Raw genomic sequence first — 27,000 nt, 5'->3', positions numbered from 1 at the left:
ATTACATTTGGCGGAATAGATGCAAGTAACGCCGGCTTACGGGGAGTATTTCCTCCCTATTTAGCAAGGTAATTTGAGCGGTATCTCCGTCCCTTATTACGTGGCGGACGGCCTTTAAATTGACGACAACAGAGCGATGAACCTGGGCAAAGAGTTCGGGGTCAAGTTGGTGGGTTAGATCCTTTAATGGTGTGCGAATACAGGCCTCCAGATTGTTGTTGCCGGATTCGCTCCAGGCTACCAGGGTATACTTCTCATCTGAACGCAAATAGTGCACATCTTCTACCGGTATCATCCGCAATTGCTGGCCTATGGAAGCGCGAATCCAGCGCAGGTATGGTTTGTCTCCTTTGGATTGAAGCTGTCTCGCTAATTGCTCGAGTAACTCCTGTTGATGATTGACGGGTTTGCAACTGCTGAGCCTTTCCCTAAGCCGCTCGGCGGTATCGGCGAGCCGCTCAATCTCTACCGGTTTTACCAGGTAGTCCAGTGCACCCTGGCTAAAAGCTTCCACGGCGTAGTTGTCGTATGCGGTAACGAAAACTAAATGGGCCCGACGCCCGATACTCTGGGCTGCCTCAATACCGGACTTACCCGGCATATGGATATCCAGAAAACAGATATCGGGCTGCTTTTCTTCAAATAGTTCTACGGCTTCACGACCATTGCGGGCCTCCGCAACAACCTTCAGCTCCGGCCAAACACTTTTGAGTTTGCGGACCAAAGACTGGCGCAGCAGTGGTTCATCGTCAGCTACTAGGGCGGTGGTGGGCGTGGCACTCATATTTGCTCCTCGGCGGGGAATAGCAATTCGGCACAAAGACCTGTGGGCTGTTGGCCGATCAAACGCAAGCCTGCACTATCGCCATAGGTGAGTTGTAGCCGCTCTCTCAAAGTTGCCAACCCTGTCCCGAGACTGCTGGAATTGTCCTGGATGCCGATACCGCTATCGGTGACTGTGGCAATACAGAGGCCCCTTTCCAGTTTTATTTCAATATCGATACGTCCCCCGTCCTCACTGGGGTCTATGCCATGGCGGACGGCATTTTCAACCAGTGACATCAGAGACATGGGCAGGCAAGACTGACTTCGCACCTCCTCACCAGCGTTGATAGAAAATTCCAGGCGATCCGGCATACGCATTTGCATCAGGCCCAGGTAAGCCTGCACCAGAGTTAGCTCTTGCTCGACGGTACTTTGCTCCGACTCAAGTTTCGGTACTGCGGCGCGCAGGTAGGCAATCAGGTTGTTCAGTAGTGCGGGTGCCTGAGGGGATGAAGACTCTACCAGCTCTTGTACATTGGCGAGTGTATTAAATAAGAAGTGTGGGGCCACCTGGGATTGCAATAAACGCAGCCGCGCATTGAGCGCCTGGTGCTCCAGGGCACCCCGCTGCCGTTCAAAAAATTGCGCCTGCTCTCGTACAGCAATATCCCGCTGGCGCAACAGCGCAGACATAGCGAGCCAGGGCCCGAATAACATGCCGGTCACCGCTATCAGGAGAAAACTCCAGTGTCGGCTGTGGTCCTGCCAAAGTGGAAGTGCCCCCGGTTCTGTCAAGGCAGGAGACAGGATTAGTAATGTCAGTGGAATAGAGATTGCCACACCCACCACCTGTATTACCCAGCGGGGTAATCGTTGAGGCAAGTTGCGCGGCCATTGCTCGAACAGGCAAAAAGTAACCAGTGCTGATATGGCAGCTGTGCTGGTTTGCAGTAGGAGCTCTGTATAAGTACCTTTCCAGCCGAAGCTGAGTAGCAGGGTCCAAAGCAGAGTAGCGAGCAAAACAGTCAGCGACCGCTGCCTGCTGGGTAGCAGTCGCACTTGAGGTGGGTTGGCTGTCGGCGAGTAATTCATGATGGCCGCCTTCGGTTAATTTCAGCGGCCATTCTTACACAGGTTTTACCGTTAAAGCGCTGCTTTACCTTGTAGATGCAGCTTTCTACGCTGTGCCAGTGCATCGACAGAGTAGAGCGCTAGCCCCAGCCAGACAAACATAAAGGTGGTGAGCTTTTCTTCGCTGAAAGATTCACCCAATACCTGGGTGGCGACTACCAGCATCAGAGTGGGGCCTATGTATTGCAGGAAGCCCAATGTGGATAAGTTGAGCCTGCGCGCGGCGATTGTAAACAGCAGCAGGGGAACCAGGGTAATGGGTCCCGCAAAGAGCAGCAGGCTGTTTAGTTCCAGGCTGTTGTTCAGCAAATTACTGGTGGGACTGCTGCTCCAAAACAGGTAGATTACGGCCACTGGCAATAAAAATAGAGTTTCCACCGCGAGGCCGGTAAGGCTTTCCACAGGGGCTTGCTTGCGGGCCAAGCCATATAGCGCAAAGGAGCAGGCCACAAACAGGGCAATAATCGGTATGCGACCAAATTGCCACAGCTCATAGGCAATGCCGGTAGCGGCCAGCGCTACAGCGATCCATTGCAGTCGCCGCAATTTCTCACCCAGGAACAGGACCCCCAGCAAAATATTGATCAGTGGATTGATGTAGTAACCCAGGCTGCCTTCGAGCAAATGGCCGTTATTGATCGCCCAGATAAACACCAGCCAGTTGCCGCCGATCAATACCGTGGTCAGGGCCAGCACACGCATCTTCTTGCCATCGCGCAGGGTTGCCAGAAAATCCGGCATTTTGCGTACAATCAGCAGAATACCAATAGCGAGCACCAGCGACCAGATACTGCGGTGGGCAAGGATTTCCGCTGCAGGGATATCCTGCAACTTGTTGAAGTACAGTGGCGCCAGTCCCCAAATAAGGAAGGCGGAAATCCCGGCGAGAAGGCCGGTTGAGGCGGAATCATTACTACGCAAGGGAGCACCTGCTGTGGATAACTCTGGCTTTGATTCAGGGGTAGCACGTGGATGTGGTCACCTGGGCCTGAAGCAAAAGAATAGGTTTGGCCATTGTAGAAGCGGTGGCCGGAGGGGATCAATCTTTTTTACCGCGTGGAAGGCTCCGATTGGCGTGTCATTGGCGGGTATTTGTGGGTACCCGCCAATGACCGAAAGGCTTAGAAAAGCACGCGGCAGCGCAGGGTGCCGGGGATACTCTTCAATTTTTCCAGTGCCAGATCAGAATACTCTGCGTCCACATCGATCACTACATAACCCACTGTCTCATTGGTTTGCAGGAACTGTGCGGAGATATTGATGGCATTTTCTGAGAACACCTGGTTGATGGCGCTCAGCACGCCGGGCACATTCTTGTGAATATGCAGCAGGCGGTGGGTATCCAGGTGACCGGGCAGTGCTACTTCCGGGAAGTTCACAGAGCTGGTGGTGGTGCCGTTATCGGAGTAGTGAGCGAGTTTCTCCGATACTTCTGTACCGATATTCTCCTGGGCCTCCACAGTGGAGCCACCTACGTGAGGGGTCAGCAGCGCCTTATCGATTCCGCGTAGGGGAGAGACGAATTCGTCGCTGTTGCCACGGGGCTCAACCGGGAAGACATCGATTGCCGCACCGGCCAGGTGATTGCTCTTGAGTGCTTCTGCCAGGGCATCAATATCTACCACAGTGCCGCGAGAGGCGTTGAGGAGAATACTGCCGGGCTTCATCTGCGCGATCTGCTCGGCGCCCATCATCATTTTGGTGGAAGGCAACTCTGGTACATGCAGGGAGACCACATCGGATTCCGCCAACAATTCCGGAAGTGAGTTTACTTGGGTGGCATTGCCCAGCGGCAACTTGGTAATCACATCGTAGAATCTGACTCGCATCCCGATAGCTTCGGCCATAACAGAAACCTGGGAGCCGATAGCGCCGTAGCCGATAATGCCCAAGGTTTTGCCCCGGGCCTCGTATGAGCCCACCGCTGACTTCTGCCAGCCGCCGCGGTGACACACAGCATTTTTCTCTGGAATACCGCGCAGCATAAAAATAGTTTCGGCAATAATCAGCTCGGCAACGCTGCGAGTATTGGAGTAGGGCGCATTAAATACCGCGATACCCAGTTCCGTCGCCGCCTGTAGATCCACCTGATTGGTGCCGATGCAAAAACAGCCTACGGCTACCAGTTTAGACGCATGTTCCAACACTTTGCGGGTTAACTGGGTACGCGAGCGAATACCGATAAAGTGCGCATCGGCAATTTTCTCGATCAATTGATCTTCAGGCAGGGAGGTCTTGAGGTACTCCACATTGGTGTAGCCTCGGGAGCTGAGTAAGTCGACGGCGGACTGGTGTACGCCCTCCAGCAACAGGATGCGGATTTTATCTTTTTGCAGGGACTTCTTTTGATCGGAACTGTGCGGAGCCATAAACTATCTCTTCACTGAGTGCGAATAACAGGTGCAAAGTGCTTAGATCACTTCTTCGGGGGTGCCGCAATTTTGGCGAAGGCGCGATCATAGCACATGCAGCCTCCAAGGCTTTATTCGAAATTTCTATCCTAACTATCTTGTTTATCTATGTACCAGCATCAATTTACCTGTGGCAGTGAAGTACCGTTTGGTTTGGGGAAGGTTGTCTGTGTGGGGCGCAATTACGCAGACCACGCGGCGGAGTTAAATAATCCGGTGCCAGAAGAACCCCTGCTATTTATCAAGCCGGCAACAGCCGCGGTACCTATGGTAGAAACCATCCATTTACCAGCGGGGCGCGGCAGTTGCCACTTTGAAGGGGAGCTTGCCCTGTTGATTGGTAAGCGCTTGAGTAATGCCAATGTGGCAGAAGTCCCCGGGGCAATAGCTGGCTTGGGCCTCTCCCTGGATTTAACTTTGCGCGACCTCCAAGCGAAGCTGAAAAAAGCGGGACATCCTTGGGAAAAGGCCAAGGGGTTCGATAAGTCATGTCCACTTTCTCCCTTTGTGAAACTCGATTGGTTGCCGGACTGGGACAAGCTCAGCTATTCCCTATGGCTGAACGGTGAACTGCGCCAGCAGGGTAAAACCGAAAATATGCTGACACCAATTCTCGATCTGGTGGCCTATGTCAGCAGTTACTTTACGCTCGAACCCGGCGATGTGGTTTTGACGGGCACACCGGCGGGAGTGGGCGAATTACACCACGGCGATAATCTGGCGATGCAGTTGGAAGATGATTGGCTGCGTGTGGAAACGCAGGTGGCCTAGTTTAGAATGACTTTAGCTCTTTGATTTGTGATCACATTTTCGATATAACCGGGAAAACTATCTCCAAATTAAATGAGGTGTGTCATGTCAGCGAAAAATAATATCCCCCAAAACCTGCAGGAATGGCAGGCTCTGGCGGCCTCACTGAAGATCGAGGGCCGTGCCTTTATCAATGGCAGCTATGTCGATGCCCTCTCCGGTGAAACTCGCGCCACTTTTAATCCCGCAAATGGTGAAGAGCTGGCGCAAATTGCCAGTTGCGGTCCAAATGACGCGGACTTGGTGGTAAAGGTGGCTCGGGAAACCTTCGAGTCTGGCGCTTGGTCGAAAATGCCGCCAATGCAGCGCAAAAAAATTATGGTGCGCTTTGCAGAGCTGATTGAAGAGAATCTGGTGGAAATTGCCCTGCTCGAGAGCCTCGATGCGGGTAAGCCGATTGGCGATACCATGGCCGTGGATGTCCCTGGAGCGGCCACTACGATTCGCTGGAGCGGTGAAGCAATCGACAAGATTTACGATGAAGTGGCCCCGACCGGCCCCGGTGAGCTGGGCTTGGTTACCCGTATGCCCCTGGGGGTGGTGGCCGCCATTGTGCCCTGGAACTTCCCTTTATCCACCACCGCCTGGAAACTGGGGCCGGCCCTGGCCACCGGCAACAGCGTTATCCTGAAGCCCGCGTCTAACACACCGCTGACCGCGATTAAGCTGGCGGGCCTGGCTAAGGAAGCGGGCCTGCCGGATGGCGTGCTAAATGTGCTACCGGGGCCGGGAAGTAGCTTGGGTAAAGCCTTGGGCCTTCATATGGATATCGATTGCCTGACCTTTACAGGTTCTACCGAAGTAGGCAAAACCCTGACCGAGTACTCAGGTCAGTCCAACCTCAAGCGTACTTTCCTTGAGCTCGGCGGTAAAAGCCCGAATATTGTATTTGCCGATGCAGATCTGGATAAGGCGGCAGAAGCTGCGGCCCTGGCCATTTTCTACAACCAGGGGGAGACCTGTACCGCCGGATCGCGTCTGCTGGTTGAAAAATCTATTGCCGATGAATTTATTCAAAAGGTGGCTAAAGCGGCAGAGTGCTTTAAGCCCGGGCATCCGCAAAACCCAATTACCCGTATGGGTGCCCTGATCGATCGCAGCCAGTTTGATACGGTTGAATTTTACGTGGCCAAGGGCCTGGAGCAGGGTGCCCAATTGGTTTGCGGCGGCAAACCGGTAGATGAAGTAGCAGGCGGTTACTACTATGAGCCAACGGTATTTCGCGGTGTCACCGGTGACATGACGATCGCCCGTGAAGAAATCTTTGGCCCGGTACTGTCTGTTATCGAGTTCGAGACAGAGGAAGAAGCACTCGCCATTGCCAACGACTCAATCTACGGCCTGGCGGCGGGTATCTGGACCAATAACCTGGGGCGTGCCCACCGTATGGCCCGGGATATATACGCCGGCTCTGTTTGGGTAAATAACTATTTTGGTGGTGATATCACTGTACCATTTGGCGGTTTTAAGCAGTCTGGAAATGGCCGCGATAAGTCGCTACATGCGCTGGATAAGTACTGTGAACTCAAGTCCACCTGGATTGATTTGAGTTAGCTTCTCAGATTTGAGGGCCGGACTCCCGGTCCTCATGCATTTTTCCCACTCACGCCGGAATTACCACTAGACATACAGGGCTCCGGTGTAGTCAGTGTTTATCTCCCTCTACCTCCATACCAGCTGCCGGATCGACGCGCAGTGGATTTTCTGGCGTGAATTATCTAGTCAGCTATACCTAACTTATTGCCCTGAGAAAAGTTTGGGGCGACATTTTCAGGATATGAGTATTCCAGTTCACGAGTTTTATAGCGTGTAGGGGTGCTGATTTGAACAAAACTACCGTTCTATTTGTGGCTTTAAGTGCCATTGGTGCGACCTATGCCCATGCTGAAAAAGCGCCAATTTTTGGCGAAATAGCAGGGCTTGTTAGCGCAGAAAAAATTTATACCGGTATGTCTCACAATAACAATCTCAAGCAGAGGCAAAGAGAGTGGATCAGGCTATTTGTCAATCGTGGTGATCAAGTCAGAAAAGGGCAGAAAATTGCTGAGCATCGCAATAGAAAAGGAAAAGTTGTCCTTGAATATATTGCCAATCGCTCAGGCAGAATTCTATTGAACAGCCGTTCAGCAGTTGACTCCGTAGAGTCTATTCTGGAGATCATTACGGTTGGAGAAGAGAAATACTGTGAATATGAAAATTGTGGTTTGATCGGTGTGCGCTGAGAATTTTCAGGAATTGCCTGCTTGGCAGAAGCAGGGTTTGTTTGCAGATTAATAGCTGTGTAATCTGGGGATTCCTGATATTTGTGCGGCCCAATTATGAAACTTATTTATACCCATGAAAACCGTTTGTTGGTTGAGTTGGCAAAGAGTCGACTTGAAGTTGCGGGAATAAAAACACAATTAAAAAATGAATATGCCCAGGGGGCTACTGGTGAATTAGCCCCCAACCAGGTTTGGCCCGAATTATGGTTAGAGCGTGACCGCGATTTGGAGCGGGCCCGACAGGTCCTGGCTGAGGCTGAGGTGGATTCGAATAGCTGGTTCTGCCAGGCATGTGGGGAAGATAACGGTGCAGCTTTTGATTACTGCTGGCAATGTGGAGAACCCAAGCCAGCAGGAGCTGACTAAAGCGGAGTTTTGTGGGTCGCATATCACAATGCAAGTACTTCTCAACATTGATGTCGATGACTTAAACCGGGCGATCAATTTTTATCGAGATGCATTTGGCCTTTACGAAGGTCGCCGCCTGGGAACGGATATGATTGAGATGCTCGGTGGCACTGTGCCTATATTTCTACAGCAAAGGGATTCGGGGATCTGGCCGATAAACAGTAAAAAAAATATAGGTAGCTATGATCGGCACTGGACGCCGGTAAATATGGATATTGTTGTAGAGGATTTGCTTCTGGTAATAGAGCAGGTGGTCGATGCTGGTGGACAGATACAGGGTGAAATCCAGAAAAAAGAATGGGGAGTTAAGGCTTCATTAACTGATCCCTTTGGAAATGAGTTCTGTCTGGTACAGTTTGATGGCAGTGGTTCTGATACTATCAGCTTGTAAGAGAATAGCTATTCAAATACTTAAACCTATCACCTTTCAACTAATATGAACTTGTTATCTTAACTCATGAATTCATGGCTTTTTCGATGATTAAAGTATGGATTATGTAGTGATAATTCGTAAGAGATTTATAGGTGTCTTATGACTGTTACGTCCCATGGTGTGTCTATCGGTTTGGAACAGAAATCCGATTATATTTTCCTTACTGTGAAGGCCCGTGGTAAGTTGACCCATGATGATTACGAAACCATGGTGCCAATGTTGACCGCAGCGATAGAAAAAGTTGAGCACCCAAAGATAAACGTATTTATGGATGCTCGAGAATTGGAGGGGTGGGAGCCTCGGGCGGCTTGGGATGATTTTAAGTTGGGTATTGAATACGGCCGGGAGTTTAACCGGGTTGCCGTACTTTCAGATAAGCGCTGGCTGAAAGTCGCCGGAAAAGTAGGTAGCTGGTTTATCGGTGGTGAATATCGAACATTTGAATCAGAAACTGAGGCGAAAGCTTGGCTGGAGGAAGATACCTAGATTTTGAAGTGATAAAGCCAGAATAGAAAAATAAAATATTTGTCCATTAAAGGCTTATTAAATAATAAATTATATAAGGATTAGACCGTATGTTTGAGTGGATAGCCAGCCCTGAGGCCTGGATAGCACTGGCCACATTGGCTGCCCTGGAGATAGTGCTGGGCATCGATAATATTATCTTTATCTCCATTTTGGTTGGACGGTTGCCTCCAAAACAGAGAGAGCCCGCGCGCTTTATCGGTCTTACCCTGGCAATGGTGACCCGGTTGGCTCTGCTTTTCTCTATTGTATGGATTATGGGCTTGGTCGAGCCACTATTTAGTATCTATGGCATGGAGATTTCAGGGCGTGATATTATTTTGGTTGGCGGAGGGCTGTTCCTAATCGCTAAAGCTACCCATGAAATTCACAATAGTCTCGAGGGCGAGGAGGAGAGTGCATCCTCTCTCGGCAGTGCGGGATTTTGGATGGTGCTACTACAAATTGCACTATTGGATATTGTCTTTTCCTTGGATTCTGTAATTACCGCTGTCGGATTGGTCGACGAGATCTCAATCATGGCAATAGCGATTATTCTGGCGGTAATCGTTATGTTGGTAGCGGCTAAACCAATCGGGGATTTTGTTGATCGTCATCCTACCGTGAAAATGCTGGCACTATCCTTCTTAATTATGGTGGGCTTAACTCTGGTGGTTGAAGGGTTTGATGTCCATGTACCTAAGGGATATATCTACTTTGCTATGGCGTTTTCAATGGCTGTGGAGTTCCTCAATTTGCGTATGCGCAGCAAGAAAGTCCGTAAGACCCCACCGGTAAGGTTACATCACGCTCTACGTGAAGATAGTTAATATAGTGAGAGGGTGGAGGTGTTCCTCCACCCCGGATTACTGTCTGGTTTGCAATAGTACCCTTAGTTACTATTTTTAAGCTTCAATATTAAGTAAGTAAGGCCCAGCGCGAGAGTGGCAGTAGATAACCCCAAAAGCTCGCCAGCATTGACCTTATCCAGATCTAAAATAATAAATTTTCTGGATAAAGCCAAAATAGCAATAAGTACGACAACTTTGGTTTGAATAATACTCTGTTGACGTGTAACTACATATTGAAGTGTATGGCTAAATTCCAGTGCAATCAGTAAAGTAATAATCTCGCCAAATATTGTTTGAAATACCTTGTGGTCCAGAGGGTCCTGCATGCCCACCAGTAACATATTGTATACAGAGTATCCCAATCGGCTGATCGCGACTATTACGATTACAACAATAATAAAAGTCAAAATTAGGGCAATCAGGCTTTCAAATTTTCGATAGTAGTTGTGAATTGCCTTATCTGTAATCGAAGTTTTTTCTTCTGGGCTGTCCATGCCTTACTTCTCGTTAAACTCATAAAATTAAAGCTAGTCTCTGTCAGTGAGCTTCTTAATCCAATCCTGATTTAATTTCCTGTTTTAGTAATGAAATTACCTTGCTACTTAGCGGCATCATTCGATGTAGTATCACTGGAACTTCGTAGGATGTTCCCAAGCCCAGGATAGCACTACTATGGGGCATAATGGTTATGTCATAGGGTGTCCAGATTGAAGCCGGTTCGGTAACCTCCAATTTTTGAATGCCTAAGTTCAACGCGCGTAAAAAATCACTGCCGATCCGCAATTGTTTCCCACCTTTGTAAGGAAGAAAGTTTGCCCAGTAACTACCATGGTGGGGAGAGGAAATTGATATAAATTTATGCACCCGCTCCAAACCATTAAGGGCTTGTAAATAATACCGAGCGATTATCCCTCCCATGCTGAATCCCACCAGGGTACAGGTAGTTTCTTTATCTACGACATGCTCCAATTTTGCGAGAAGCTGGGACGAAAGGTGTTCCATACCATGCCAGCCGGAGTTATAGCGTAGGTGGATATAGTGTACGTCATAATTTTCGGCAGCTAATTCGTGCTGCATTCTAAGTAAGGAGGTTCCTCGATCAAAAATTCCAGGTATTAAAAGAACTGTTCGGCTTTTACGTTTCATTCTTGTCGCAGGAGAAGTGATGCGTTAGGAAAAGCTTCAATCCCAATAGTTATTTGTCTGCCAAAAACTATTGGGAGCTTGATAGAGAAGTGTAGTTGCAGAACTATTGTTGGATGCCACAAAGTAGCAAAGTAGTCTTAAGGGATAAGTTGGAATGCCGGCAACTATGTCTTTTATTTATATAGACGCCGGCATCTGAAATAAAAAAGTAATTCAAGCGTCTGTTTGAGGGTTTCCAAATAGAAATATTAATATTTCATCGAGTCTAGAATTCCATGATTTCTCATCATGGGCATGACCTTCAAATACTTGGGTTTGCCAATTTGAAAAGGAATACCCTTTCTGGCGCATGATTTTATCCACAGTCCGTTGCAGAGGTGGGTAATAAGCATCCAGGGTTTCTGTACCATGGTCAAAATAAAATCGGTGACTTCCAGGCTTAGGTAAATTTGCCTCTAGATAGTCGCGAATAGCCTCAGCTATCGGTAGTTTGTCGTCGGGGTTAATCCCTGGCCAATGGGTGGATATAGCTGCAGCCGTAGAGAACACTTCGGGGTACTCTGTGACCGCATAGAGTGATATTAATCCCCCCATACTCGCGCCGGCAATAAAGGTGTCGCTGGGATCACCACTCACAGCGTAATGACTATCAATATAGGGTTTCACCTTGGTCACCAAAAATTGTAAGTAAAGATCTCCACGCAATTCGGCTTGGTTAAATGGATGTTGGACCTGTGAAGCTTCTTTAGGTAAAAAACTCCGAGCTTTCTGGGGGAAGTAGTCACCGTGGCGAAGTGTCTCAATGTTATCGATAGCGACAACTATGAAGGGACGTACCTTCTTTTCTGCTATTAACCGAGAGGCGACTTCATCCATGCCCCACTCCTGACCATTCCAGGTGGTTTTACTGTCGAACAGCATCTGTCCATCGTGCATATAAAGGACGGCATAGGGTTTCTGTGTAGGATATTGATCAGGCAGCCATACATGAATTGGGCGCTCAGCAAGTCCTTCCAGTGTCAGGGAGGGCAGTGTTTCAAGCTTTCCTGCCGATACTTGTACTTCTTTAGGGGGTTCTTCAGCTGTACACGGTGGTATTAGACTGAAAAGAATACCGAATAATAAGGTCTTATAGATATCCATAGCGCCCTGCCTTTGGGGTGTAGATAAAGTTCTACTCTATCTATAAAACCAGTGGCAGGGCTCCTCCCTCTAAGGGGCTGACTTTGGTGTTGAGCCCTCTTTAGAAATAACTGCGGACATCCCAGGTTTCACGTTTATCATCCAATTCGAGCATCGGTCTCATTATAGAGCTATGCCCCTGTCCACCGAGAACGAAAACTTTGGTACCCGGTTGGGCGACGGCTTGGATATTGGCATACATACGGAAGTTTCTGGACCACCATTTGGAGGATAGATCGGCCCCGATAAAGTTATCACCTTGGCCAACATCATTGAGCATTATATAGGAGCCTACGTTTACTTTATCTTCAGTGGGGTCATTGTGCTTATCCAGAACTTCCTCCAATGACAGTGAGGCATGTATCTCATTAAATCGAATGCCCCAAGCCTTCAAAAATTCATCAGTTATTTTTTTTCGCTCGGGCGAATTACTTTCTAGATAGGATAAAAGTTCGCCATAGGGGAGATCTTGGCTAGCATCATAGCAGATGACCTTAGACAGGCCGGCCTTCTTGGCTATCCTGAATCCCAGCTGTTCGCTTTCTCCTCTATTTAGCTTGTGCTCACCCTTGACATATTTGGTAAGGCGCTGATTCATTTTACTTTCGTCATTGGTGTGGCATTCCAGAAGAACATGTGTTGGCGAGTCGGCGGCAATCCGTGAGGATAGGTCCTCCAAATACCTTTGACTTTCTTCGGTAAAAACATCAATAACTTGTGTTTTCACCACATCTTTGCTGGGTTTGCTGAAGTGGCTAAAGTGAAAACTACCAAAAAGCATAACTTGTGCAGGCTCTGTAGTTTCTACTGACTCAGCATAGGCACTTAGGCCAATAAGCCCCAAAGAAAGTATAATTGAGCTAGTGACTTGTCTTGCTATGTTTTTCATTTAATACCCTAGTTGTTTATTTTGTTTCTATAGTTTACCTATGCATTACACGAAATGAATAGCTTTACATTTTATGGTATTAGATGGACTCAAGGTTGAATGTACTAAATTAGTAGTGTCTACTTATAACAAGGTAAACAGAGTGATTTTTCTGATCTGAAAAAATTTTTTATTAATTTATTGCGGTGGGACTTGACAACTCAGGGCTATTTTAGCAATAGCCCTAAGTTGGTACGGTATCATTGTTAATGTATGTTTACTTAAGTACCACTTCTTAATCTGGTCACTTCAACATCGGCATTACGCATTTTAGCGGAATGGGCTACTTCCTTGCTGACAATAGTCTTTCCTATCGGAGAGAGTGAAATTGCTGCAAGCTTAAGGTGCTGCAAACCAAAAGGTATACCAATAATGGTAATAAAACAGGCAATAGCGTGCAGAAGGTGGCCAATAGCGAGCCAGATGCCAGCCAATAGGAACCAGATAATATTTCCTACTAAACCAAAGCCACTTGTCCCAATATCACCGCGCAGGGTGAGTTCTTCTCGGGAAATTGCCTCCTTGCCGAAGGGGAAAAAAGAAAATTTGCCGATTACAAAGCAGGCTCTTCCCCAGGGAATACCAATAATACTGATAAAGGCAACCAGCGAGCAAAACCACCAGCAGAGTCCCATAAAGACACCGCCAAGGATAAACCAGAGGAAATTTCCAAGTGTTCGCATAACTACCCCTACCAATTCGGTAAAATTTATTAGTGAAAACGGTAATCTACTGATGTTACCGCAAATCCTAATCGCTATATTGTTTATTTAAATTACAGTAGTTAGACGCAAATGCCCACGCTTTGGATTCAGTTATGGCTATTTTCGCTGGCCTATTTATGACCGATCGGTCAGATTGGTGGCCGGCTTGGATTTTGCCCTTTGGGTATAAAAGTTACGGTATCAGCTCATTTGCCGGAGCATTACTATTTAGCAAGCGATGACATTGACTACTTCCTGTTACTGGTAGACCTGACTGCAATATACCCAATTGATCCAATACAGTCGCTTGGTCCCAGTAAATATGCTCAGAGCTGATTTTTCTATTGGAGAAGCTAATAATTCCCACATGGGGGACTGATAGCTTCTTCCCTGTTGCTTCGATACCAGGTGCGAACCAATCCATACGAATAGAATGGGTAAAGTGAAGAATAAACTCATCCACTAAGCTGTCTTTGCCCACGGTGCGGGAAAGAAGCTGTAAATTTATATCCGCTGGCATTTGAGGAATAAATATATCCCTATAAAATTTTCGTAAGGGTTCTTTTCCCGTTGCGCCGGTATTAACCGGTACATGAATTAATACGGGATTTTCTGTCATGGTAGCAATTGCGGCGTCGGCATCTTTTTGATCGAATTCGGCCTCGGTATGGGTTTCCCAAAGTTGAATTAAGTACTTTTCATCGTCATTGTATTCCATCTCATTCACCTTCCCATTTGAGGCGCAATATTACTGGTCGTTGAGTTAATCTATCTTGTGCCAAAGACAGTATCGCAATGTTTATAAATATCAATAAGGTCGAGAGCGTCAACAGTGAATATGACGATCTTGCAGCTACCTATAGTGATGGCTAATTTTTAGTACAGAATCAGAGTGTTTGTAGTACTAAAAGACCATAAATTATTGAGGGGAGGATGGAGGAGGATTGTTTGAAGCTTTGTAGATCTAGAATGCGTTACCCGTTCCATAAGGGTAACGCATTTTTAACCCTTTAGCCGCGCCAGTAATTATTGGCTGCTGCAACGGTTTGGAAGTTAATGGCAACAACCTGAGAGGAGGCGATCAGGCTGTCTGCATTTTCCTCATAGGCGGACCTCAGCTTACCCCGTACTTCATCTGAAGGCTGGGTGTATTTTACTCCCATCCTGGATAGTTTCATTGCAAGTTCAAAGCCTTGTTGTGCATTTTCAGTAATTAGGCTTTCTAACCAGATTTGCGACATGGACATCCCTCTCTACTATCGGGTTGATTGATAAAGTTGTGGGGGCTGCTGAGCCCCAGTTATTTTGTATATTTACTAAGGGTTGAACTCAGTCCAATATGTATTGGCTGATATATTTGTTGAACTGAATAAGATCGAAAGAACCTCTTATTTCGAACCTTACCTTACCGATCTCGCTTAAATAAACTTCTATTTCACAGTCCAGATCAAAAGTGCTAGCGGTCTCAACAGAGAATGCCTGGATCTTGCTGAAAGGCAAAGAGGTGTAGTCTACTTTTGAGCCGGTGATACCCTGAACATTGGCGGCAATAATACGTTTGTTGGTGAAAACTACCTGATCGCGAATAGTTTTAAAACCTGCAAAAATAAACTCCCCCTCGATCAGGAACTTATTAAAGTCATCCCTGGATTCAGAGATATCTATAGGCTTGAGTTTAAATACTGGTGAGTTTTTAAAATCTATCACGGGTTATCCCTGTAATTCTATTGGAGGAGGAGATTACCACTGTGGCGTATTAAGTTACAGATGATTTACTTTTTGGTTGTGTTTTTATGTTTAAATTTATTTAATTATCATGACAACTTCCACAATAGAGGATCGATCATAAGTAGTTGGTAATTTTTGAAATGCTTATCTCTCTATTCACTGGATTCTTGACTCGATTATTTCAGTATCACTAGGGATAAACAGCAGTGGCTATATCTGTCTATTGATTTGTAAGGCTTCCAAAAAAAGCTGCACAGCGGGATGAGTTGTTGCACTTTTTTTGAAGGTGACAGCATTTTGTATTTGGTAGTGAAACTTCTCCGGTAGCAGGGGGAGCAGGGTTCCTTCTCCGACATATCTGCGGGCCAGGTATTCCGGTAGGAAACCCACAAAGCACCCAGAAAGTATCATCGCCAACCTGGCCGCCATATGGTTGGCTGTGGATCGCTTGGGAAACAATCGATACAGGTGCGCCGCACCAGAGAGAACAGTATGACTGGGCGCAGCTAACTCCTGCTGGGTGAGTAGCTCCTCATCAATAGCTGACACCTGGGCACAGGGGTGGCTGTTACTGCAATAGAGAATCGATTGGTGATAAAACAGGGGTTGGTACTCCAGCCCCGGTCGACGTGAGTGCAGGGGGTTGATACCGATATCGGCGCGGCCTGCGAGGATTTCCAACTCGAGTTCCTGAGGGGCGGCCAGTTGTACTTCGAGGTGCAGTTGTGGGGCCTTCTCACGCAGTTGGGCAATAGTTCCGGGCAAGTTCAGTTGCGGTATTTCCAATACATCGTCGGGCATTACCAGGCGCAGGGTACCGGTGAGTTGGGATTGGATTGCATTGACCTGGCTTTTGAAGGTATCCAGGTGCCCATCGAGCTCCAAAATAGCCCGATACAAGGCCTCCCCCTCCGGGGTCAGTTTGAAGTCGGCCCTGCCTCGAGAGCGCAAGCACAACTGCATACCCAGCCGTGTCTCCAGGTCGGAGATATGCACACTGATCGTAGAGCGGCTGATATTCAGAGTGACTTCGGCAGGGGTGATGCCTCCGGCGTGCACAACCTCGCGGAAGACGCGCAGCAGGCGCAAATCCATATCGCTGAGGCGGCCTCCCAGGGCGTTTTTGGTTTTGCTCATAGCTGCACTTCCTGGGGCGCTGAGATGGTTTCTGGCTGTAGATATAATTAAAGTTTGATAAATATAAACTTTAGTTGGAAAAATACTACTATTCTCCTCAGTTAGCTGCGGCCAGAATCGCCGCATACTACTAATAACATCTATTTACTAGGAATTTCCCTGTGAAACTTGCAAATTCGGACCTGTTGAAATTTCAGAACTATATAGCGGGCGAATGGCGTGACGCTGCCGCCACTGTAGATGTATGTGACCCGGCCAATGGTGAGTTGCTGGGCCGTGTGGCCGACGGTACCGCAGAGGATGCCGAGGCGGCAGTGGCGGCGGCCAATGAAGCCTTCCCCGCTTGGAGCCGCCGTACAGCCGGTGAGAGAGCTGCAGTTCTCAAGCGCTGGTACCAGCTGATCGTGGATAACAGCGATGACCTGGCAATGATCCTTAGCCTGGAGCAGGGCAAGCCGGTAGCGGAAGCGAAAGGTGAGATTATCTACGGGGCTTCCTTTATTGAGTGGTTCGCGGAAGAGTGCCGTCGGGCCTATGGCCAGACGATCCCGACTCATAACCCGGCCATGCGCCTGAATACCATCCGCCAGCCGGTGGGTGTGGTGTCCTGTATTACCCCCTGGAACTTCCCCAATGCCATGATCACCCGCAAGGCGGGTCCGGCACTGGCGGCGGGCTGTACTGTGGTGATCAAACCGGCCCTGGAGACGCCACTATCTGCTCTGGCGCTGTGCCAATTGGCGGAAGAAGCGGGCCTGCCCAAGGGGACTATCAATGTAGTTACCGGCAGTGATTCCCCAGGAATCGGCAAGGTTCTGACCCAAGATCCCCGTGTGGCCAAATTCACCTTCACCGGCTCCACTGCTGTGGGCAAGCTGTTGATGTCCCAGTGCGCCAGCACCGTGAAAAAAATGTCCATGGAGCTCGGCGGCAACGCGCCGTTTATCGTATTTGACGATGCGGATATGGATACCGCAGTCAGCGCCTGTATGGCGACCAAATTCCGCAATGCGGGCCAGGTGTGCGTGGCCACCAACCGCATTTACGTGCACGAATCCGTGCACGATGAGTTTGTGGAAAAGCTGCGCGAGCAGGTTGCCGCCCTGAAGATCGGCCACGCTACCGAGGAAGGGGTTAATATGGGCCCGATGATCTTCCGCAGGGCTGTGGACCGGGTTCAGGGGCTTGTACAGGACGCGGTTGAGGCCGGAGCAAAAATTGAAATTGGCGGTGAGCAGCTGGCCAATGGCGATAACTTTTTTGCGCCAACCATCCTCACTGGAGTTACCGATACCATGCGTATCGCCAAGGAGGAAATTTTTGGCCCTCTGGCGGCGATACAGAAGTTTTCCGATGAGGAAGATGTGGTTCGCCGTGCCAATGAAACGCCCTACGGCTTGGCGGCTTACGTGATGAGTGAAAACATTCGCCGAGCCAATCGTGTGGTAGAGGCGCTCGACTACGGCATGATTGCCTGTAACACCGGGGTTTTCTCCACCACTGTGGCACCCTTCGGTGGTGTTAAAGAGTCCGGCATTGGCCGCGAGGGCGGTGTCGAGGGTATGGCCGAATTTTACGAGACCAAATATTGCTGTTTCGGGGCCTGAGTCCGGGTCTGAACACAACTGGCCTGCGCTTGTCCTAGGTGACAAGCGCTCGAACAGATTTTCGGGAGCCTGTGGCTCCCCTAATTAAGAGTTTGAAACTTCAGGGAACTTGCGGAGATTAATACTATGTCTGAGATGCAAACCGATGCTTTCTGGATGCCGTTTACCCCCAACCGCACCTTTAAGTCTGCACCGAGAATTGTGGAGCACGCCGAGGGGATTTATCTCACGGAGAAAGGCGGTCGCCAGGTTATTGATGCGACTGCGGGTTTGTGGTGCAGCAATGCGGGCCACTGTCGTTCTGAAATTGCAGAGGCAATTTACCAGCAGGCAAAAACACTCGACTACAGCTCTATTTTTAATTTTGGTCACGAGTTGGGTTTTGAGTATTCCGAGCGTCTGGTAAAGCACACTCCCGATGGCCTGGACCATGTGTTCTTCGGTAATTCCGGTTCCGAGGCAGTTGAGAGCGCCCTGAAAATTGCCCTGCAATACCAGCGTGTACGCGGCAAGGGCACTCGCACTATGTTTATCGGCCGTGAGAAGGGTTATCACGGAGTAAACTTCGGCGGTATTTCTGTGGGCGGTATTCCTCCCAACTACCAGGGTTTTGGCCAGCCGGTGAAAGCCAACCATATGCGTCACACCCTGGATATCGAGCGCAATGCATTCAGTCGTGGCCTGCCGGAGCACGGTATTGAGTTGGCTGAAGACCTGGAGAGACTGGTAGCTTTCCACGGTGCCGACCAGATTGCCGCTGTGATTGTTGAGCCATTTGCCGGTGCCGGCGGTGTGGTATTGCCTCCCAAAGGCTACCTGCAACGCCTGCGGGAAATTTGTGATAAGCACGACCTGCTGCTGATTTTTGATGAAGTCATCTCCGGCTGGGGCCGTACCGGTTCTGCATTTGCCTCCACGGAGTTCGGTGTGACCCCGGATATGATCACCTCCGCGAAGGGGATTACCAATGCCACAGTGCCCTTGAGTGCGGTATTTGTCAGCGACGAAATTTATAAAACCGTGATGAATGCGGCTCCCGATGGTGCGGTGGAATTCTTCCACGGTTATACCTACTCAGCACATCCGGTTGCTTGTGCGGCGGGTATGGCGACTCTGGATATTTACGAGCGCGAAGGCCTGTTGACCCGCGCTGCCGGTGAAATTGGCCAGCACTGGGAAAATGCTTTGCACAGCCTGGCTGACCTGGACAATGTGATCGATGTGCGCAATTACGGTTTAGTGGGCGCTATTGAGCTGCGCGCGCCGCAGGATCTGAAAGGGAAATACGGAGCCAAAGTCTCTGGTATGGCCTGGGAAGCTGGAGTGATGGCCCGTGGTATTGGCGATGCCCTGTGTATGTCCCCACCGTTGATTATCGAGAAGCACGAGATCGATGCTGTTGTGGATAAACTGCGTGGTGTGATCGGCGCTCTGGCCTGATTATGCTATTGCGGCAGCCCGTTCGGGCTGCCGTTCTCTCCAAATTACTCTTGTGTCAGAAGGAAAGAATATACATCTCTCGAGACGCTCCGTGTATACATCCCTGTAAACTCATAATCGGCATCCATGCCTCATACGGTCCCGAGTGCAGTCTTGCCTTATTAGTTTTCTCCCTTCCTCTCCTTTCATGACCCGCAGGGCAGTTTGCGTAACTTCCCTATTGTCGTTTAGAGCTACACTGAAAATAGTGGTCTGCGGCGCGGTCACAGTCTTTGCAGAGTCGACTGCCTGGCCGCGCTCGTAGGCTGCCTTTAAAAACCGCCGGGGAAAAATTCAATTCCCTGATGGTAAGGGACTCTTCAATATGGAAAGTTACTCAACCTGGGGACTTTTCTATGTCCGCTGACACTCCTCCCCTGGCGACCGGACCTATTTTGCAGGTGTTGTCTGCAAACTGGTGGCTACTCCTGCTGCGCGGTATTGTCGCGGTGATTTTTGGCGTGCTGACTTTTGTCTGGCCGGGATTGTCCCTGTTGACCCTGGTGTTGCTTTTTGGGGTTTACGCTTTCCTGGATGGTATTTTTTCCCTGGTTGCAGCGGTGATGGGGCGGCATAAGTCCACTCCACTGTGGTGGTTGATTGTCTCGGGGCTGATCAGTTTGGCCGCGGGAATTGTGACTTTTATTTTCCCGCAGGTTACCGCTTTAGTGTTGGTGATTTTTATCGGTGCCTGGGCCCTGGTGCGGGGTATCTTTGAAATTGTCGGCGCTGTTCGCCTGCGCAAGGAAATTGATAACGAGTGGCTGCTGATCGCCATTGGTGTTCTCTCGGTGATTTTCGGAATTGCAATTTTAGTCAGCCCCGGGGCCGGTGCTCTGGCGTTGCTCTGGGTAATCGGTGCCTATGCGATTATTTTGGGGCTGCCATTGATCTGGTTATCTTTCCGACTGCGCAAGCATAATAAATCCGCTTCTTCATAACCGTTTAACTCAAATACGCTCAGTAATAAAAAAGGCCGGTATTACTTAGTAATACCGGCCTTTTCGAATTGCTATTTAAATAACAACTTCTGTTTTTTATTGCTTAGCGGCGAGATTGACTGCCTTCGGCAATGCCCCCATTAACGCTTTGCCTTTTTTCTCCAGTGCCATACACAGCTGGATTCGCTCCTCGGCTTGCGCGAGGCTGCGCTGGTACCCGGGGGCTAAATCACCTTGCTGGGCAAAGAGTTGTTGCAGTTCGCCCAGGTGCTGTTTATCGCAGAAGGCAGCGGCAAGTGATGGGGTGCGGCGGCGGATCTGGGCCGGAATCTTATCTACTACCTTGTCAAAGTTCTGTTGCAGCCACTCCCAGTGCTGTTCCTGAACCCTGGGCTGGGCCAGGGCGTAATGGATCAGGCCAAATGATTCTCTCGGCCCCATTTCGTCGCTGAGCGCTAATGCTTGAATGGTTTCCACTTGCTTGGGATTGTTGCTGGTACCGATGGCATTGGCACTGGCATTTTCAAAGCGGGGATCATCCAGCTCGGCGCGGACTTTGATCAGGTGTGCGAGGAAATCCTCCCCCGCATCCTGTATTGCCACACTCAGGGCTGCCTGGTATAGGTCAGAGCTTAACGCCTTCGCATCCCGTTCCTGTTTAAAGCCGGTAAAGGCGGTTGCCATTTCCTGTAACTGCTTGCGCGAGTCAGGATCTTCTGCAACTTGTGCCATAAAGGTTAGCAGGTCGCTGTGCAGCATCTGCTGGTCGCTATCACTGCTATTGGCGCTGCGATTTAGTATCGGCAGGTACAGGTTCTGGGCAAAATTTAGGAATGCAGAGCGCTGGGATTCACCCAGGTAATTATCCCGGTACTTCTGCAGGTAGCGCAGTGGCATGGTGATCACCTGGCGCTTGTCCGCCACTGCGGATTTGCGCACTACTTCCAGCAGTGGTGCCGCAGTGAGATTGCCGGCCTCGAAAGCTGAGAAGGCGCTGTCGATAATGGACAGCTGCTCAGTGGCAGAGAACAGGGCAAATTGTTTAATCAGTGCCTGCCACTGCGTCTTGGGAAGGTTCCAGCGGTAGTAGCCGCTGCCCTGAGCATTGGGCATTACCCAATTTGGGCAGGCACCGCCGGTAATCTCCAGGGTTTCCCTTGCCTCAGTCAGGATCTGGCACTGCTGCACGCCGCTATCGGTGCTGAAGCAGAAGGGGATGCTCCATTTATCGCTGGCGTCGGCGATAGGGGAGCCGAGTGGCTTGTAACGGCTCTGCTGAACCACTAGCGAGGCCTTGCCGTCGCTATTGCAGTCCATGGAGATATCCAGTTGTGGAACCCCTTTTTGCTCGACAAAACTGCGGAAAGTCTCGGTCAGTTCCGGGGTGTTGGTTTCCTGGCCGATCACTTTGTAGAAGGGTGGTGAGTCGGCCACGCTGTCGGAGAAGGTTTCCAGGTAACGTCCCAGTGCCGGGCGGAAGTTTTCCGCTCCGAAATAGGTGTCCACCATGTGGATAACGCCCAGGCTCTTCGAGTAAGTGATCGAATCGTAGGCGTTGCGAATGTTGTTGTTGTCCGCGATGGGCTCACGAATGGCGCGGGTGCTGGCCAGGGAGTCTAGCTGCATGGCGCCGATCGCATAAGTCGCTGCGTTTAGGTCGTGCCCCTCTTCAGGTTCCATAATGGTGAGGGCCAGCGCCTCCCCCCAGGTAGCAAAACCTTCCTTCAGCCACAGGTCGTCCCACCAGGGGGGGGTGACCTGATTGCCAAACCACATATGGGCAATTTCGTGCGCATGAACTTCTACGAGAGCCAGGCGGGTGCCGGGAGCCGGGTTGTCGCCCACCAGGATACGCTGTTCGCGATAGGTAATTGCCGCGGACAATTCAGTAGCGCCACTGGGCCATTGGGGGGCGGCAATAATGTCCAGCTTCTTGAATGGGTAGGGGCGTTGCAGCTGGGTCTCGAAGGTCTCCACCATTTTGGGGGTGATATCGAGGATGTAGTTCATATCTTCACCGCGACCTTTACGGGCGAAGCCTCGCAGGGGAATGGGGTCCTTGCGGTATTTACTCGGCGGAATGGCTGGGCGCTCAACCTGGTCAAAGGGGCCGACAGACAGGGACAGCAAATAGGTTGACATCGGTGGTGTGGTGGCGAAAGTGACTTTCTCCATGCCGTCACCTGCCGCTTCGCGCTTCAGCTCGGGCCCATTGCTAATCGCTGCGTAGCCTTCGGGTATTGTCAGGCTGACGGTAAAGGGCGCTTTCAGGCCTGGCTCGTCGAAACCGGGTAAATACTTGCGGGCCTGGATCGATTCGGATTTTGCCAGGGCATAGGCATCGCCCTGTTCCTCGACCTTAAAAAGCCCGGCCAGGTTGCGATCAAATGCAGCACTGTAGTCGATGTGCAGTTTGAAAGTGCCCGCATCGATCTTCTCAGCAAACTCTACTGCGGCAACACCACTGTCCAGTACTTCCCGGTATTCGGCCGGAATCTGGCGGCCGTCATCGAGCTGTGCGTAGATTTCGCCCACATTCAGGTTTTTGCCATGCAGCCAAATATGTCGGGCACCTTCCGCCAGCTGGATATCGATATCCACCTTGCCGGTGAAGGTGTCTTTGCGAGGGTCCAGCACCAGTTCCAGCTGGTAATCCAAGGGGGTAGTGCCCTCGGGCAGGCGCCCTTCGGGAGCCTTATCAAAATCGAGGCCTTTAGCCTCGACTTCCTGGGCAGTATTGGTTTTTGCTGGTTCCGATGCTTTTTCTGCGGGGTTACAACCTGCTACTGAGAGCAGGGCCGCAGTTAGCAGGGCGAGCGGGATGTTCTTTTTCATGGTAGGGGGAGCACTCAGCCAAAAGGCTGATTGTACCGCTTTGGAGAAAAATTACGCGATGCAAATAGTTGGGCTGAGGGGAAGGTGGGAGGAAACCCGGCAGTGGATGCCGGGTTTCTGTAGTGAGACTTACAGGTGCGGTACGGTCAGGCTAGAGACCTTGCTGCTGCTGTAGGGCACTGTGATGGTGTAATTGGTATTTTCCGGCTTCTGGTAGATGTACCCCTGAGTATCGATGGCCAATACTACACGGTGGCCAACCGGGACATCGTAGCTGGTGGTGAAAAAGTCCACTTCGAACTTTTGTTTTTGCCCAGACTTGTCTGAATGCAGGGTAATGGGGGCGTGAGTTATCAGGCGTCCCAATCCCAGCGGACCCACATCGTAGAGGTGCACGTTGAGTTGCACTTCTTTTTTGCTGGGTTCCACCCACATTTCGAGTTTGGGTTCGCCGCGAATCTTCAGGGTTTCCCACTGAATCGGTGATTTGTACTCGATGGCGTAGTAGCCGTTGATAGCGATCATGGGCGCGTAAACGGGGATACCGAAGCCTTCCAGTGCATCGGAAACCAGCGGGATACCGGTGCCTGCAAAGGTATCTGAGCCGCCGTGGAATTCGTTACTCCAGCTCCAACCGTCGTACTTGTCGCTCTCCATTTTTGCATTGTTAAACATGGTAAAGCGTGGCTGCAGGTACCAGGTGGTGCTTTCGTCCGTTACCGGGTAGTCCTCGAATTGCTCCAGCTCATTGCTGATGCGCACAGTCATATCCACCTTGGGTTCGGTGTCGATCCCGTTGTCCTCGCCTTTAAGGTGGTGGTCGAACCAGCGGAAACTGGTGGACCAGATATGGCCATTGTTACCGGTAAGAGTCTCGGTAATCGCGTGGGTGCCGGGGTTTAGCATGAGTTTCTTGGGCCCTTCGAGCAGGGAGTAGAAATCGGTCATGCTATTCGGCTTAAACAGGTAGTCGGCGAAATTGTTTGAGAGCAATACCGCTGTGCCGTTTCGATTGATTTCGTCCACGTAACTCATTGCGGAGCGCTCAGCACCGAAATTAATTACCTGTTCCATATTTTCGCCGTCGCGCAGGTTGCTCCATACCTGCTCGAGTTCGGCCTCTTTCTGGAAGGCCGTAGTAACAAGCAGCGTGCCCCATACCAGGTTGACGGTTTCATTGGGGTACAAAGCTTCTACTACATCTGCCCAACCGGATAGCGCAGCTACTGCATCGACGCGAGGGTGCTTGGCGGCACTCAGTAGTGAAATTCCACCGCCGTAGGAAATTCCGGCCATACCCAGCTTGCCCACCGGGTAATTGGTTTCCAGCCAGTCGATCAGGACTCCCACATCGTTAAGGCTGTTATCCCCTGCGACGTCAACAAGTCCTCCCGAGTGCCCAAATCCCCGGGTGGAGTAGCTGAGCACCAGGTAGCCGTTTTCTGCCAGCTCTTTGGCCTGGAAGTGGTACTGGTGCTTCTCCAGCCCCCAGCTGTTGGTAAAAATAACGGTGGGGTAACCGTCTGCTGGTGCGGGCGTCTCCGGGATAAATAAGTTCGCATCCAGGACCGTACCGTCAAAAGAAGTAATATCCACGTCGGCGATATATTCCGGTGCCGACCAGGCATGAGCAGACATTAGGGCGCCGCCAAGCAGCGCCAGTAGTGGCTTGGTATTCATTAGTTTTCTCTCATCTGATGAAATCATTATTATTTTTTTGACCAGGATTCCCTCCTTGGTCGACCCCGTACTATAGGAGTTCATCCTAGTTTTGTACGTAAACAGGGCTAAATTTGAGACGTTTGTCTCGCTTCATGTCGCAATCTGCTGCAGAAAACTATCTATGAACAGCTATCTATTTTGTGTCTTTCCGGTCACACAAAAACAGGCGAAAAGCCGTTTTGTGATCAAATTGATCTTTTTTTGATCAGTGAAAACCGGTACTGTGTCGTCTTCGCTAATCAGCTAGGGAGGGCTTCAGCAACAATGACTCGGTGGCCCGAACTATGGTTTCTCGTTCAGTTGTTCTATTAGTACTTTGTTTCGGATTTATCGCTTCAGCCTACGCCGCGCCGCGCAGCTTGGGGCAGGTGACCTGGTATGAAGTCGACAGTGATAATTTTCGCGTGATTACCGATGGTGATCCCAACGCAGTCAAAAGTCTGGTAGCAGACCTGGAGCGCTATCGCGCAGTGGCCTTGGAGTTACTCGATGCAGATCCAAAAAGCGAGCGATTAACTATTTATGCGGCCGCAGACCGGGACACCTATGCAAACCTGGTGGGTGTTGAGCTGGCGGATATGACCAACGGTTTGTTCGACACCTCTGCGGAGGGTAACTATGCCCTGGTAAACCTGGATGGTCGCAGCGTTGAGAGGCAGCTCAAAGCGCGCGAATTCCTGTTCCATGAATACACTCATTTTCTGAGCTATAACGGCAACACCACCCACTATCCCTATTGGTATAGCGAGGGGTTTGCTGAATTTATGGCAACCATGTCATTCCCGGAAAAAGGCACCTACGAAATTGGCTCCATTCCCAGCGAACGGGCCATGACCCTGATGTATACCGGGCTTATGCCGCTGGAAGACCTGTTGCGCGCGACGGTGTACAACACCGATGCGGACGAAAAGGCAGATGTCTATGCCGGAGGTTGGATTCTGTCTCACTGGTTGATGATGAAAAGCGGCAAGCAGGATAATTTCGATAATTTCGTCAAAGCCTATAACGATGGTGCCGACCCAGTACTTGCCCTGGAAGAAGCGCTGGGGATGTCGGTGAAAGAAATTGAAAAGGCCTATGTCGCCACTTATAAGGCGGATAGCTTTGAACATTTTAGTGGTGCTATCCCCGCGGACTTTAAAGAGGCCAGCCCTACGGTTAAACGCCTCAGCAAAAGAGAGTCGGTGAGCATCCTGGCTGGATTTATCGCCCAGTCCGGTTACAACCTGCTGGCTTTGGATGAGTTGATTGAATATGCCTACAGTACGGGTATTTACAGTACTGAGCTGGCTGCGATTAAAGCGAGTGCCGATCTGCGATTGGGTAATTTCCCCCAGGCCAGCCACCTTTTGGCCAGTGTCCCCACTAAGGACCGAGGCCAGCTCTGGTACTTGAGTGCCCATGCCTGGTTAACGGTTAATCAGCAGGCGGTGGCGCCCGGTAGTAAGCGGGATCTTCGCAGCTTAAAAATGGCGCGGGAGGAGTTCGACTTCCTGGTGAAGGAAGAACCGAAAAATGCATCTCACTGGTTTGGCCTGGCGATGGCTATGGAGATGCTGGATTACCCCCGAGAGGAATATCTGGAAAAGCTGGAGCAGGCTTACAAGCGTGCCCCCCGTGAGCTGCATATTGCCCAGTGGCTGGCAGAAGAGCTCTACCAAAAGAAAGATGCGGAGTATTTTGCCCGAGTGGCGAAGCCGCTGATGTTCGAGCTTCCAGACGAGGAGCAGAACAAAGAAATAAAAATGAGGTTGGCAGAGCTGAAGGGCAAACCCAAGTCATCATAGCAACCATAAGAGCGCTCACTGAATAAAAAAGGCTTGTCACTCTGTGTAAGAGACATCCGACATTCGCCAACGTATATTTGCCCGGCAATTGATTTTGCCGGGCTTTTTTTTAGGGGATAATTTCCCAGCAAACTGGTACGATTTCTGTAACAGCGGCAATTCCATATTGTGAAGCATAGCGTGCGCGTTAAGGGTAATGCTTCTCATAGAATAAGAAAGGGTGCACT

26 protein-coding genes are annotated in these 27,000 nt (G+C 50.1%); 11 read left to right on the top strand and 15 right to left on the bottom strand.

Going from position 1 to position 27,000, the window contains the following annotated elements:
* Position 1: 1 nt before the first annotated feature.
* The 4 genes from ACJJI4_RS19150 to serA all read right to left on the bottom strand — a co-directional run bounded on the left by ACJJI4_RS19150 (position 2) and on the right by serA (position 4,265).
* Positions 2 to 784: a LytR/AlgR family response regulator transcription factor gene (locus tag ACJJI4_RS19150; RefSeq protein WP_444926159.1), complete on the bottom strand. Its 783-nt coding sequence runs from the start codon at positions 782 to 784 to the stop codon at positions 2 to 4.
* Positions 781 to 1,857, bottom strand: a complete 1,077-nt coding sequence (locus ACJJI4_RS19145; RefSeq protein ID WP_444926158.1) for a sensor histidine kinase — start codon at positions 1,855 to 1,857, stop codon at positions 781 to 783. Before ACJJI4_RS19145 ends, ACJJI4_RS19150 begins: the two co-directional genes overlap by 4 nt.
* A 51-nt stretch (positions 1,858 to 1,908) precedes the next feature.
* On the bottom strand, positions 1,909 to 2,817 hold the full coding sequence (rarD, locus tag ACJJI4_RS19140; protein ID WP_444926157.1) for an EamA family transporter RarD: 909 nt from the start codon (positions 2,815 to 2,817) through the stop codon (positions 1,909 to 1,911).
* A 200-nt stretch (positions 2,818 to 3,017) separates the two neighbouring features.
* Complete coding sequence (gene serA, locus ACJJI4_RS19135) at positions 3,018 to 4,265, bottom strand: phosphoglycerate dehydrogenase (RefSeq protein ID WP_413663649.1); 1,248 nt, start codon at positions 4,263 to 4,265, stop codon at positions 3,018 to 3,020.
* Between the two features lie 150 nt (positions 4,266 to 4,415).
* Between serA and ACJJI4_RS19130 the strand changes: the two genes are divergently transcribed.
* From ACJJI4_RS19130 to ACJJI4_RS19100, 7 genes are all read left to right on the top strand, one after another.
* Complete coding sequence (locus ACJJI4_RS19130) at positions 4,416 to 5,078, top strand: fumarylacetoacetate hydrolase family protein (RefSeq protein ID WP_444918466.1); 663 nt, start codon at positions 4,416 to 4,418, stop codon at positions 5,076 to 5,078.
* Positions 5,079 to 5,162: 84 nt separating this feature from the next.
* Complete coding sequence (locus tag ACJJI4_RS19125) at positions 5,163 to 6,671, top strand: aldehyde dehydrogenase (protein WP_444926156.1); 1,509 nt, start codon at positions 5,163 to 5,165, stop codon at positions 6,669 to 6,671.
* A gap of 269 nt (positions 6,672 to 6,940) precedes the next feature.
* Positions 6,941 to 7,339 carry a hypothetical protein gene (locus ACJJI4_RS19120; RefSeq protein WP_444926155.1) on the top strand — a complete coding sequence of 133 codons (399 nt, stop codon included), beginning with the start codon at positions 6,941 to 6,943 and terminating at the stop codon, positions 7,337 to 7,339.
* A 96-nt stretch (positions 7,340 to 7,435) separates the two neighbouring features.
* Positions 7,436 to 7,747, top strand: a complete 312-nt coding sequence (locus ACJJI4_RS19115; RefSeq protein WP_282930890.1) for a putative signal transducing protein — start codon at positions 7,436 to 7,438, stop codon at positions 7,745 to 7,747.
* Entirely contained in the window at positions 7,689 to 8,180 is a 492-nt protein-coding gene (locus tag ACJJI4_RS19110) for a VOC family protein (RefSeq protein WP_444926154.1), read from the top strand. The genes ACJJI4_RS19115 and ACJJI4_RS19110 overlap by 59 nt, the downstream gene beginning before the upstream one ends.
* 141 nt (positions 8,181 to 8,321) lie before the next feature.
* Positions 8,322 to 8,708 carry a SpoIIAA family protein gene (locus tag ACJJI4_RS19105; protein WP_413663643.1) on the top strand — a complete coding sequence of 129 codons (387 nt, stop codon included), beginning with the start codon at positions 8,322 to 8,324 and terminating at the stop codon, positions 8,706 to 8,708.
* Between the two features lie 89 nt (positions 8,709 to 8,797).
* A complete protein-coding gene (locus tag ACJJI4_RS19100) occupies positions 8,798 to 9,556 on the top strand; it encodes a TerC family protein (protein ID WP_444892256.1) in 759 nt (252 codons plus the stop codon).
* A gap of 62 nt (positions 9,557 to 9,618) precedes the next feature.
* Here the strand turns inward: ACJJI4_RS19100 and ACJJI4_RS19095 are convergent, their stop codons facing one another.
* The 9 genes from ACJJI4_RS19095 to ACJJI4_RS19055 form a co-directional block, all read right to left on the bottom strand.
* Positions 9,619 to 10,071 (bottom strand): phosphate-starvation-inducible PsiE family protein, encoded by a 453-nt coding sequence (locus tag ACJJI4_RS19095; protein WP_282930894.1) that lies wholly within the window; start codon positions 10,069 to 10,071, stop codon positions 9,619 to 9,621.
* A 55-nt stretch (positions 10,072 to 10,126) separates the two neighbouring features.
* A complete protein-coding gene (locus tag ACJJI4_RS19090) occupies positions 10,127 to 10,723 on the bottom strand; it encodes a lipase family alpha/beta hydrolase (protein ID WP_444926153.1) in 597 nt (198 codons plus the stop codon).
* 213 nt (positions 10,724 to 10,936) lie between these two features.
* Positions 10,937 to 11,866: an alpha/beta hydrolase gene (locus ACJJI4_RS19085; protein ID WP_444926152.1), complete on the bottom strand. Its 930-nt coding sequence runs from the start codon at positions 11,864 to 11,866 to the stop codon at positions 10,937 to 10,939.
* Positions 11,867 to 11,966: 100 nt separating this feature from the next.
* Positions 11,967 to 12,794 (bottom strand): DUF5694 domain-containing protein, encoded by an 828-nt coding sequence (locus tag ACJJI4_RS19080; protein WP_444926151.1) that lies wholly within the window; start codon positions 12,792 to 12,794, stop codon positions 11,967 to 11,969.
* 260 nt (positions 12,795 to 13,054) lie between these two features.
* Positions 13,055 to 13,516 (bottom strand): YccF domain-containing protein, encoded by a 462-nt coding sequence (locus ACJJI4_RS19075; protein WP_444926150.1) that lies wholly within the window; start codon positions 13,514 to 13,516, stop codon positions 13,055 to 13,057.
* Positions 13,517 to 13,730: 214 nt separating this feature from the next.
* Entirely contained in the window at positions 13,731 to 14,255 is a 525-nt protein-coding gene (locus tag ACJJI4_RS19070; protein ID WP_444926149.1) for a nuclear transport factor 2 family protein, read from the bottom strand.
* A 292-nt stretch (positions 14,256 to 14,547) separates the two neighbouring features.
* Entirely contained in the window at positions 14,548 to 14,778 is a 231-nt protein-coding gene (locus ACJJI4_RS19065) for a hexameric tyrosine-coordinated heme protein (protein ID WP_108734816.1), read from the bottom strand.
* An 88-nt stretch (positions 14,779 to 14,866) separates the two neighbouring features.
* Positions 14,867 to 15,244, bottom strand: coding sequence for a PH domain-containing protein (locus ACJJI4_RS19060; protein WP_444926148.1), 378 nt, complete (start codon positions 15,242 to 15,244; stop codon positions 14,867 to 14,869).
* Positions 15,245 to 15,475: 231 nt separating this feature from the next.
* Entirely contained in the window at positions 15,476 to 16,402 is a 927-nt protein-coding gene (locus tag ACJJI4_RS19055; RefSeq protein WP_444926147.1) for a LysR family transcriptional regulator, read from the bottom strand.
* A 161-nt stretch (positions 16,403 to 16,563) separates the two neighbouring features.
* Here ACJJI4_RS19055 and ACJJI4_RS19050 point away from each other — a divergent pair, with 161 nt between their 5' ends.
* The 3 genes from ACJJI4_RS19050 to ACJJI4_RS19040 all read left to right on the top strand — a co-directional run bounded on the left by ACJJI4_RS19050 (position 16,564) and on the right by ACJJI4_RS19040 (position 20,429).
* Positions 16,564 to 18,009: an NAD-dependent succinate-semialdehyde dehydrogenase gene (locus ACJJI4_RS19050; RefSeq protein ID WP_444926146.1), complete on the top strand. Its 1,446-nt coding sequence runs from the start codon at positions 16,564 to 16,566 to the stop codon at positions 18,007 to 18,009.
* 126 nt (positions 18,010 to 18,135) lie between these two features.
* Positions 18,136 to 19,449, top strand: a complete 1,314-nt coding sequence (gene aptA, locus ACJJI4_RS19045; RefSeq protein ID WP_282930904.1) for an omega-aminotransferase AptA — start codon at positions 18,136 to 18,138, stop codon at positions 19,447 to 19,449.
* A gap of 395 nt (positions 19,450 to 19,844) precedes the next feature.
* The gene (locus ACJJI4_RS19040; protein WP_444926145.1) at positions 19,845 to 20,429 is read left to right on the top strand and encodes an HdeD family acid-resistance protein; all 585 of its coding nucleotides are present in this window, start codon (positions 19,845 to 19,847) and stop codon (positions 20,427 to 20,429) included.
* Between the two features lie 96 nt (positions 20,430 to 20,525).
* On the opposite strand, the gene ACJJI4_RS19035 is transcribed toward ACJJI4_RS19040, so the two are convergent.
* Both ACJJI4_RS19035 and ACJJI4_RS19030 read right to left on the bottom strand, forming a co-directional pair.
* On the bottom strand, positions 20,526 to 23,264 hold the full coding sequence (locus ACJJI4_RS19035; RefSeq protein ID WP_444926144.1) for a M1 family metallopeptidase: 2,739 nt from the start codon (positions 23,262 to 23,264) through the stop codon (positions 20,526 to 20,528).
* Between the two features lie 129 nt (positions 23,265 to 23,393).
* The gene (locus tag ACJJI4_RS19030) at positions 23,394 to 24,944 is read right to left on the bottom strand and encodes a CocE/NonD family hydrolase (RefSeq protein WP_444926143.1); all 1,551 of its coding nucleotides are present in this window, start codon (positions 24,942 to 24,944) and stop codon (positions 23,394 to 23,396) included.
* A gap of 326 nt (positions 24,945 to 25,270) precedes the next feature.
* Between ACJJI4_RS19030 and ACJJI4_RS19025 the strand changes: the two genes are divergently transcribed.
* The gene (locus tag ACJJI4_RS19025) at positions 25,271 to 26,773 is read left to right on the top strand and encodes a hypothetical protein (protein ID WP_444906998.1); all 1,503 of its coding nucleotides are present in this window, start codon (positions 25,271 to 25,273) and stop codon (positions 26,771 to 26,773) included.
* Positions 26,774 to 27,000: the final 227 nt, after the last annotated feature.

The organism is Microbulbifer maximicatervae (SeqCode) (genome assembly GCF_052467305.1).
Note: the sequence above shows the minus strand (reverse complement) of the source record. Positions and strands in the feature narration are given on the sequence as shown.

Coding starts and splice junctions, on each gene's coding strand:
- ACJJI4_RS19030 (WP_444926143.1), bottom strand. CDS start 24,944: ATGAATACCAAGCCACTACTGGCGCTGCTTGGCGGCGCCCTAATGTCT.
- ACJJI4_RS19035 (WP_444926144.1), bottom strand. CDS start 23,264: ATGAAAAAGAACATCCCGCTCGCCCTGCTAACTGCGGCCCTGCTCTCA.
- ACJJI4_RS19105 (WP_413663643.1), top strand. CDS start 8,322: ATGACTGTTACGTCCCATGGTGTGTCTATCGGTTTGGAACAGAAATCC.
- ACJJI4_RS19040 (WP_444926145.1), top strand. CDS start 19,845: ATGTCCGCTGACACTCCTCCCCTGGCGACCGGACCTATTTTGCAGGTG.
- ACJJI4_RS19070 (WP_444926149.1), bottom strand. CDS start 14,255: ATGGAATACAATGACGATGAAAAGTACTTAATTCAACTTTGGGAAACC.
- ACJJI4_RS19115 (WP_282930890.1), top strand. CDS start 7,436: ATGAAACTTATTTATACCCATGAAAACCGTTTGTTGGTTGAGTTGGCA.
- ACJJI4_RS19095 (WP_282930894.1), bottom strand. CDS start 10,071: ATGGACAGCCCAGAAGAAAAAACTTCGATTACAGATAAGGCAATTCAC.
- ACJJI4_RS19090 (WP_444926153.1), bottom strand. CDS start 10,723: ATGAAACGTAAAAGCCGAACAGTTCTTTTAATACCTGGAATTTTTGAT.
- ACJJI4_RS19100 (WP_444892256.1), top strand. CDS start 8,798: ATGTTTGAGTGGATAGCCAGCCCTGAGGCCTGGATAGCACTGGCCACA.
- ACJJI4_RS19145 (WP_444926158.1), bottom strand. CDS start 1,857: ATGAATTACTCGCCGACAGCCAACCCACCTCAAGTGCGACTGCTACCC.
- ACJJI4_RS19150 (WP_444926159.1), bottom strand. CDS start 784: ATGAGTGCCACGCCCACCACCGCCCTAGTAGCTGACGATGAACCACTG.
- ACJJI4_RS19085 (WP_444926152.1), bottom strand. CDS start 11,866: ATGGATATCTATAAGACCTTATTATTCGGTATTCTTTTCAGTCTAATA.
- serA (WP_413663649.1), bottom strand. CDS start 4,265: ATGGCTCCGCACAGTTCCGATCAAAAGAAGTCCCTGCAAAAAGATAAA.
- ACJJI4_RS19055 (WP_444926147.1), bottom strand. CDS start 16,402: ATGAGCAAAACCAAAAACGCCCTGGGAGGCCGCCTCAGCGATATGGAT.
- ACJJI4_RS19025 (WP_444906998.1), top strand. CDS start 25,271: ATGGTTTCTCGTTCAGTTGTTCTATTAGTACTTTGTTTCGGATTTATC.
- ACJJI4_RS19080 (WP_444926151.1), bottom strand. CDS start 12,794: ATGAAAAACATAGCAAGACAAGTCACTAGCTCAATTATACTTTCTTTG.
- ACJJI4_RS19065 (WP_108734816.1), bottom strand. CDS start 14,778: ATGTCGCAAATCTGGTTAGAAAGCCTAATTACTGAAAATGCACAACAA.
- aptA (WP_282930904.1), top strand. CDS start 18,136: ATGTCTGAGATGCAAACCGATGCTTTCTGGATGCCGTTTACCCCCAAC.
- ACJJI4_RS19075 (WP_444926150.1), bottom strand. CDS start 13,516: ATGCGAACACTTGGAAATTTCCTCTGGTTTATCCTTGGCGGTGTCTTT.
- ACJJI4_RS19130 (WP_444918466.1), top strand. CDS start 4,416: ATGTACCAGCATCAATTTACCTGTGGCAGTGAAGTACCGTTTGGTTTG.
- ACJJI4_RS19125 (WP_444926156.1), top strand. CDS start 5,163: ATGTCAGCGAAAAATAATATCCCCCAAAACCTGCAGGAATGGCAGGCT.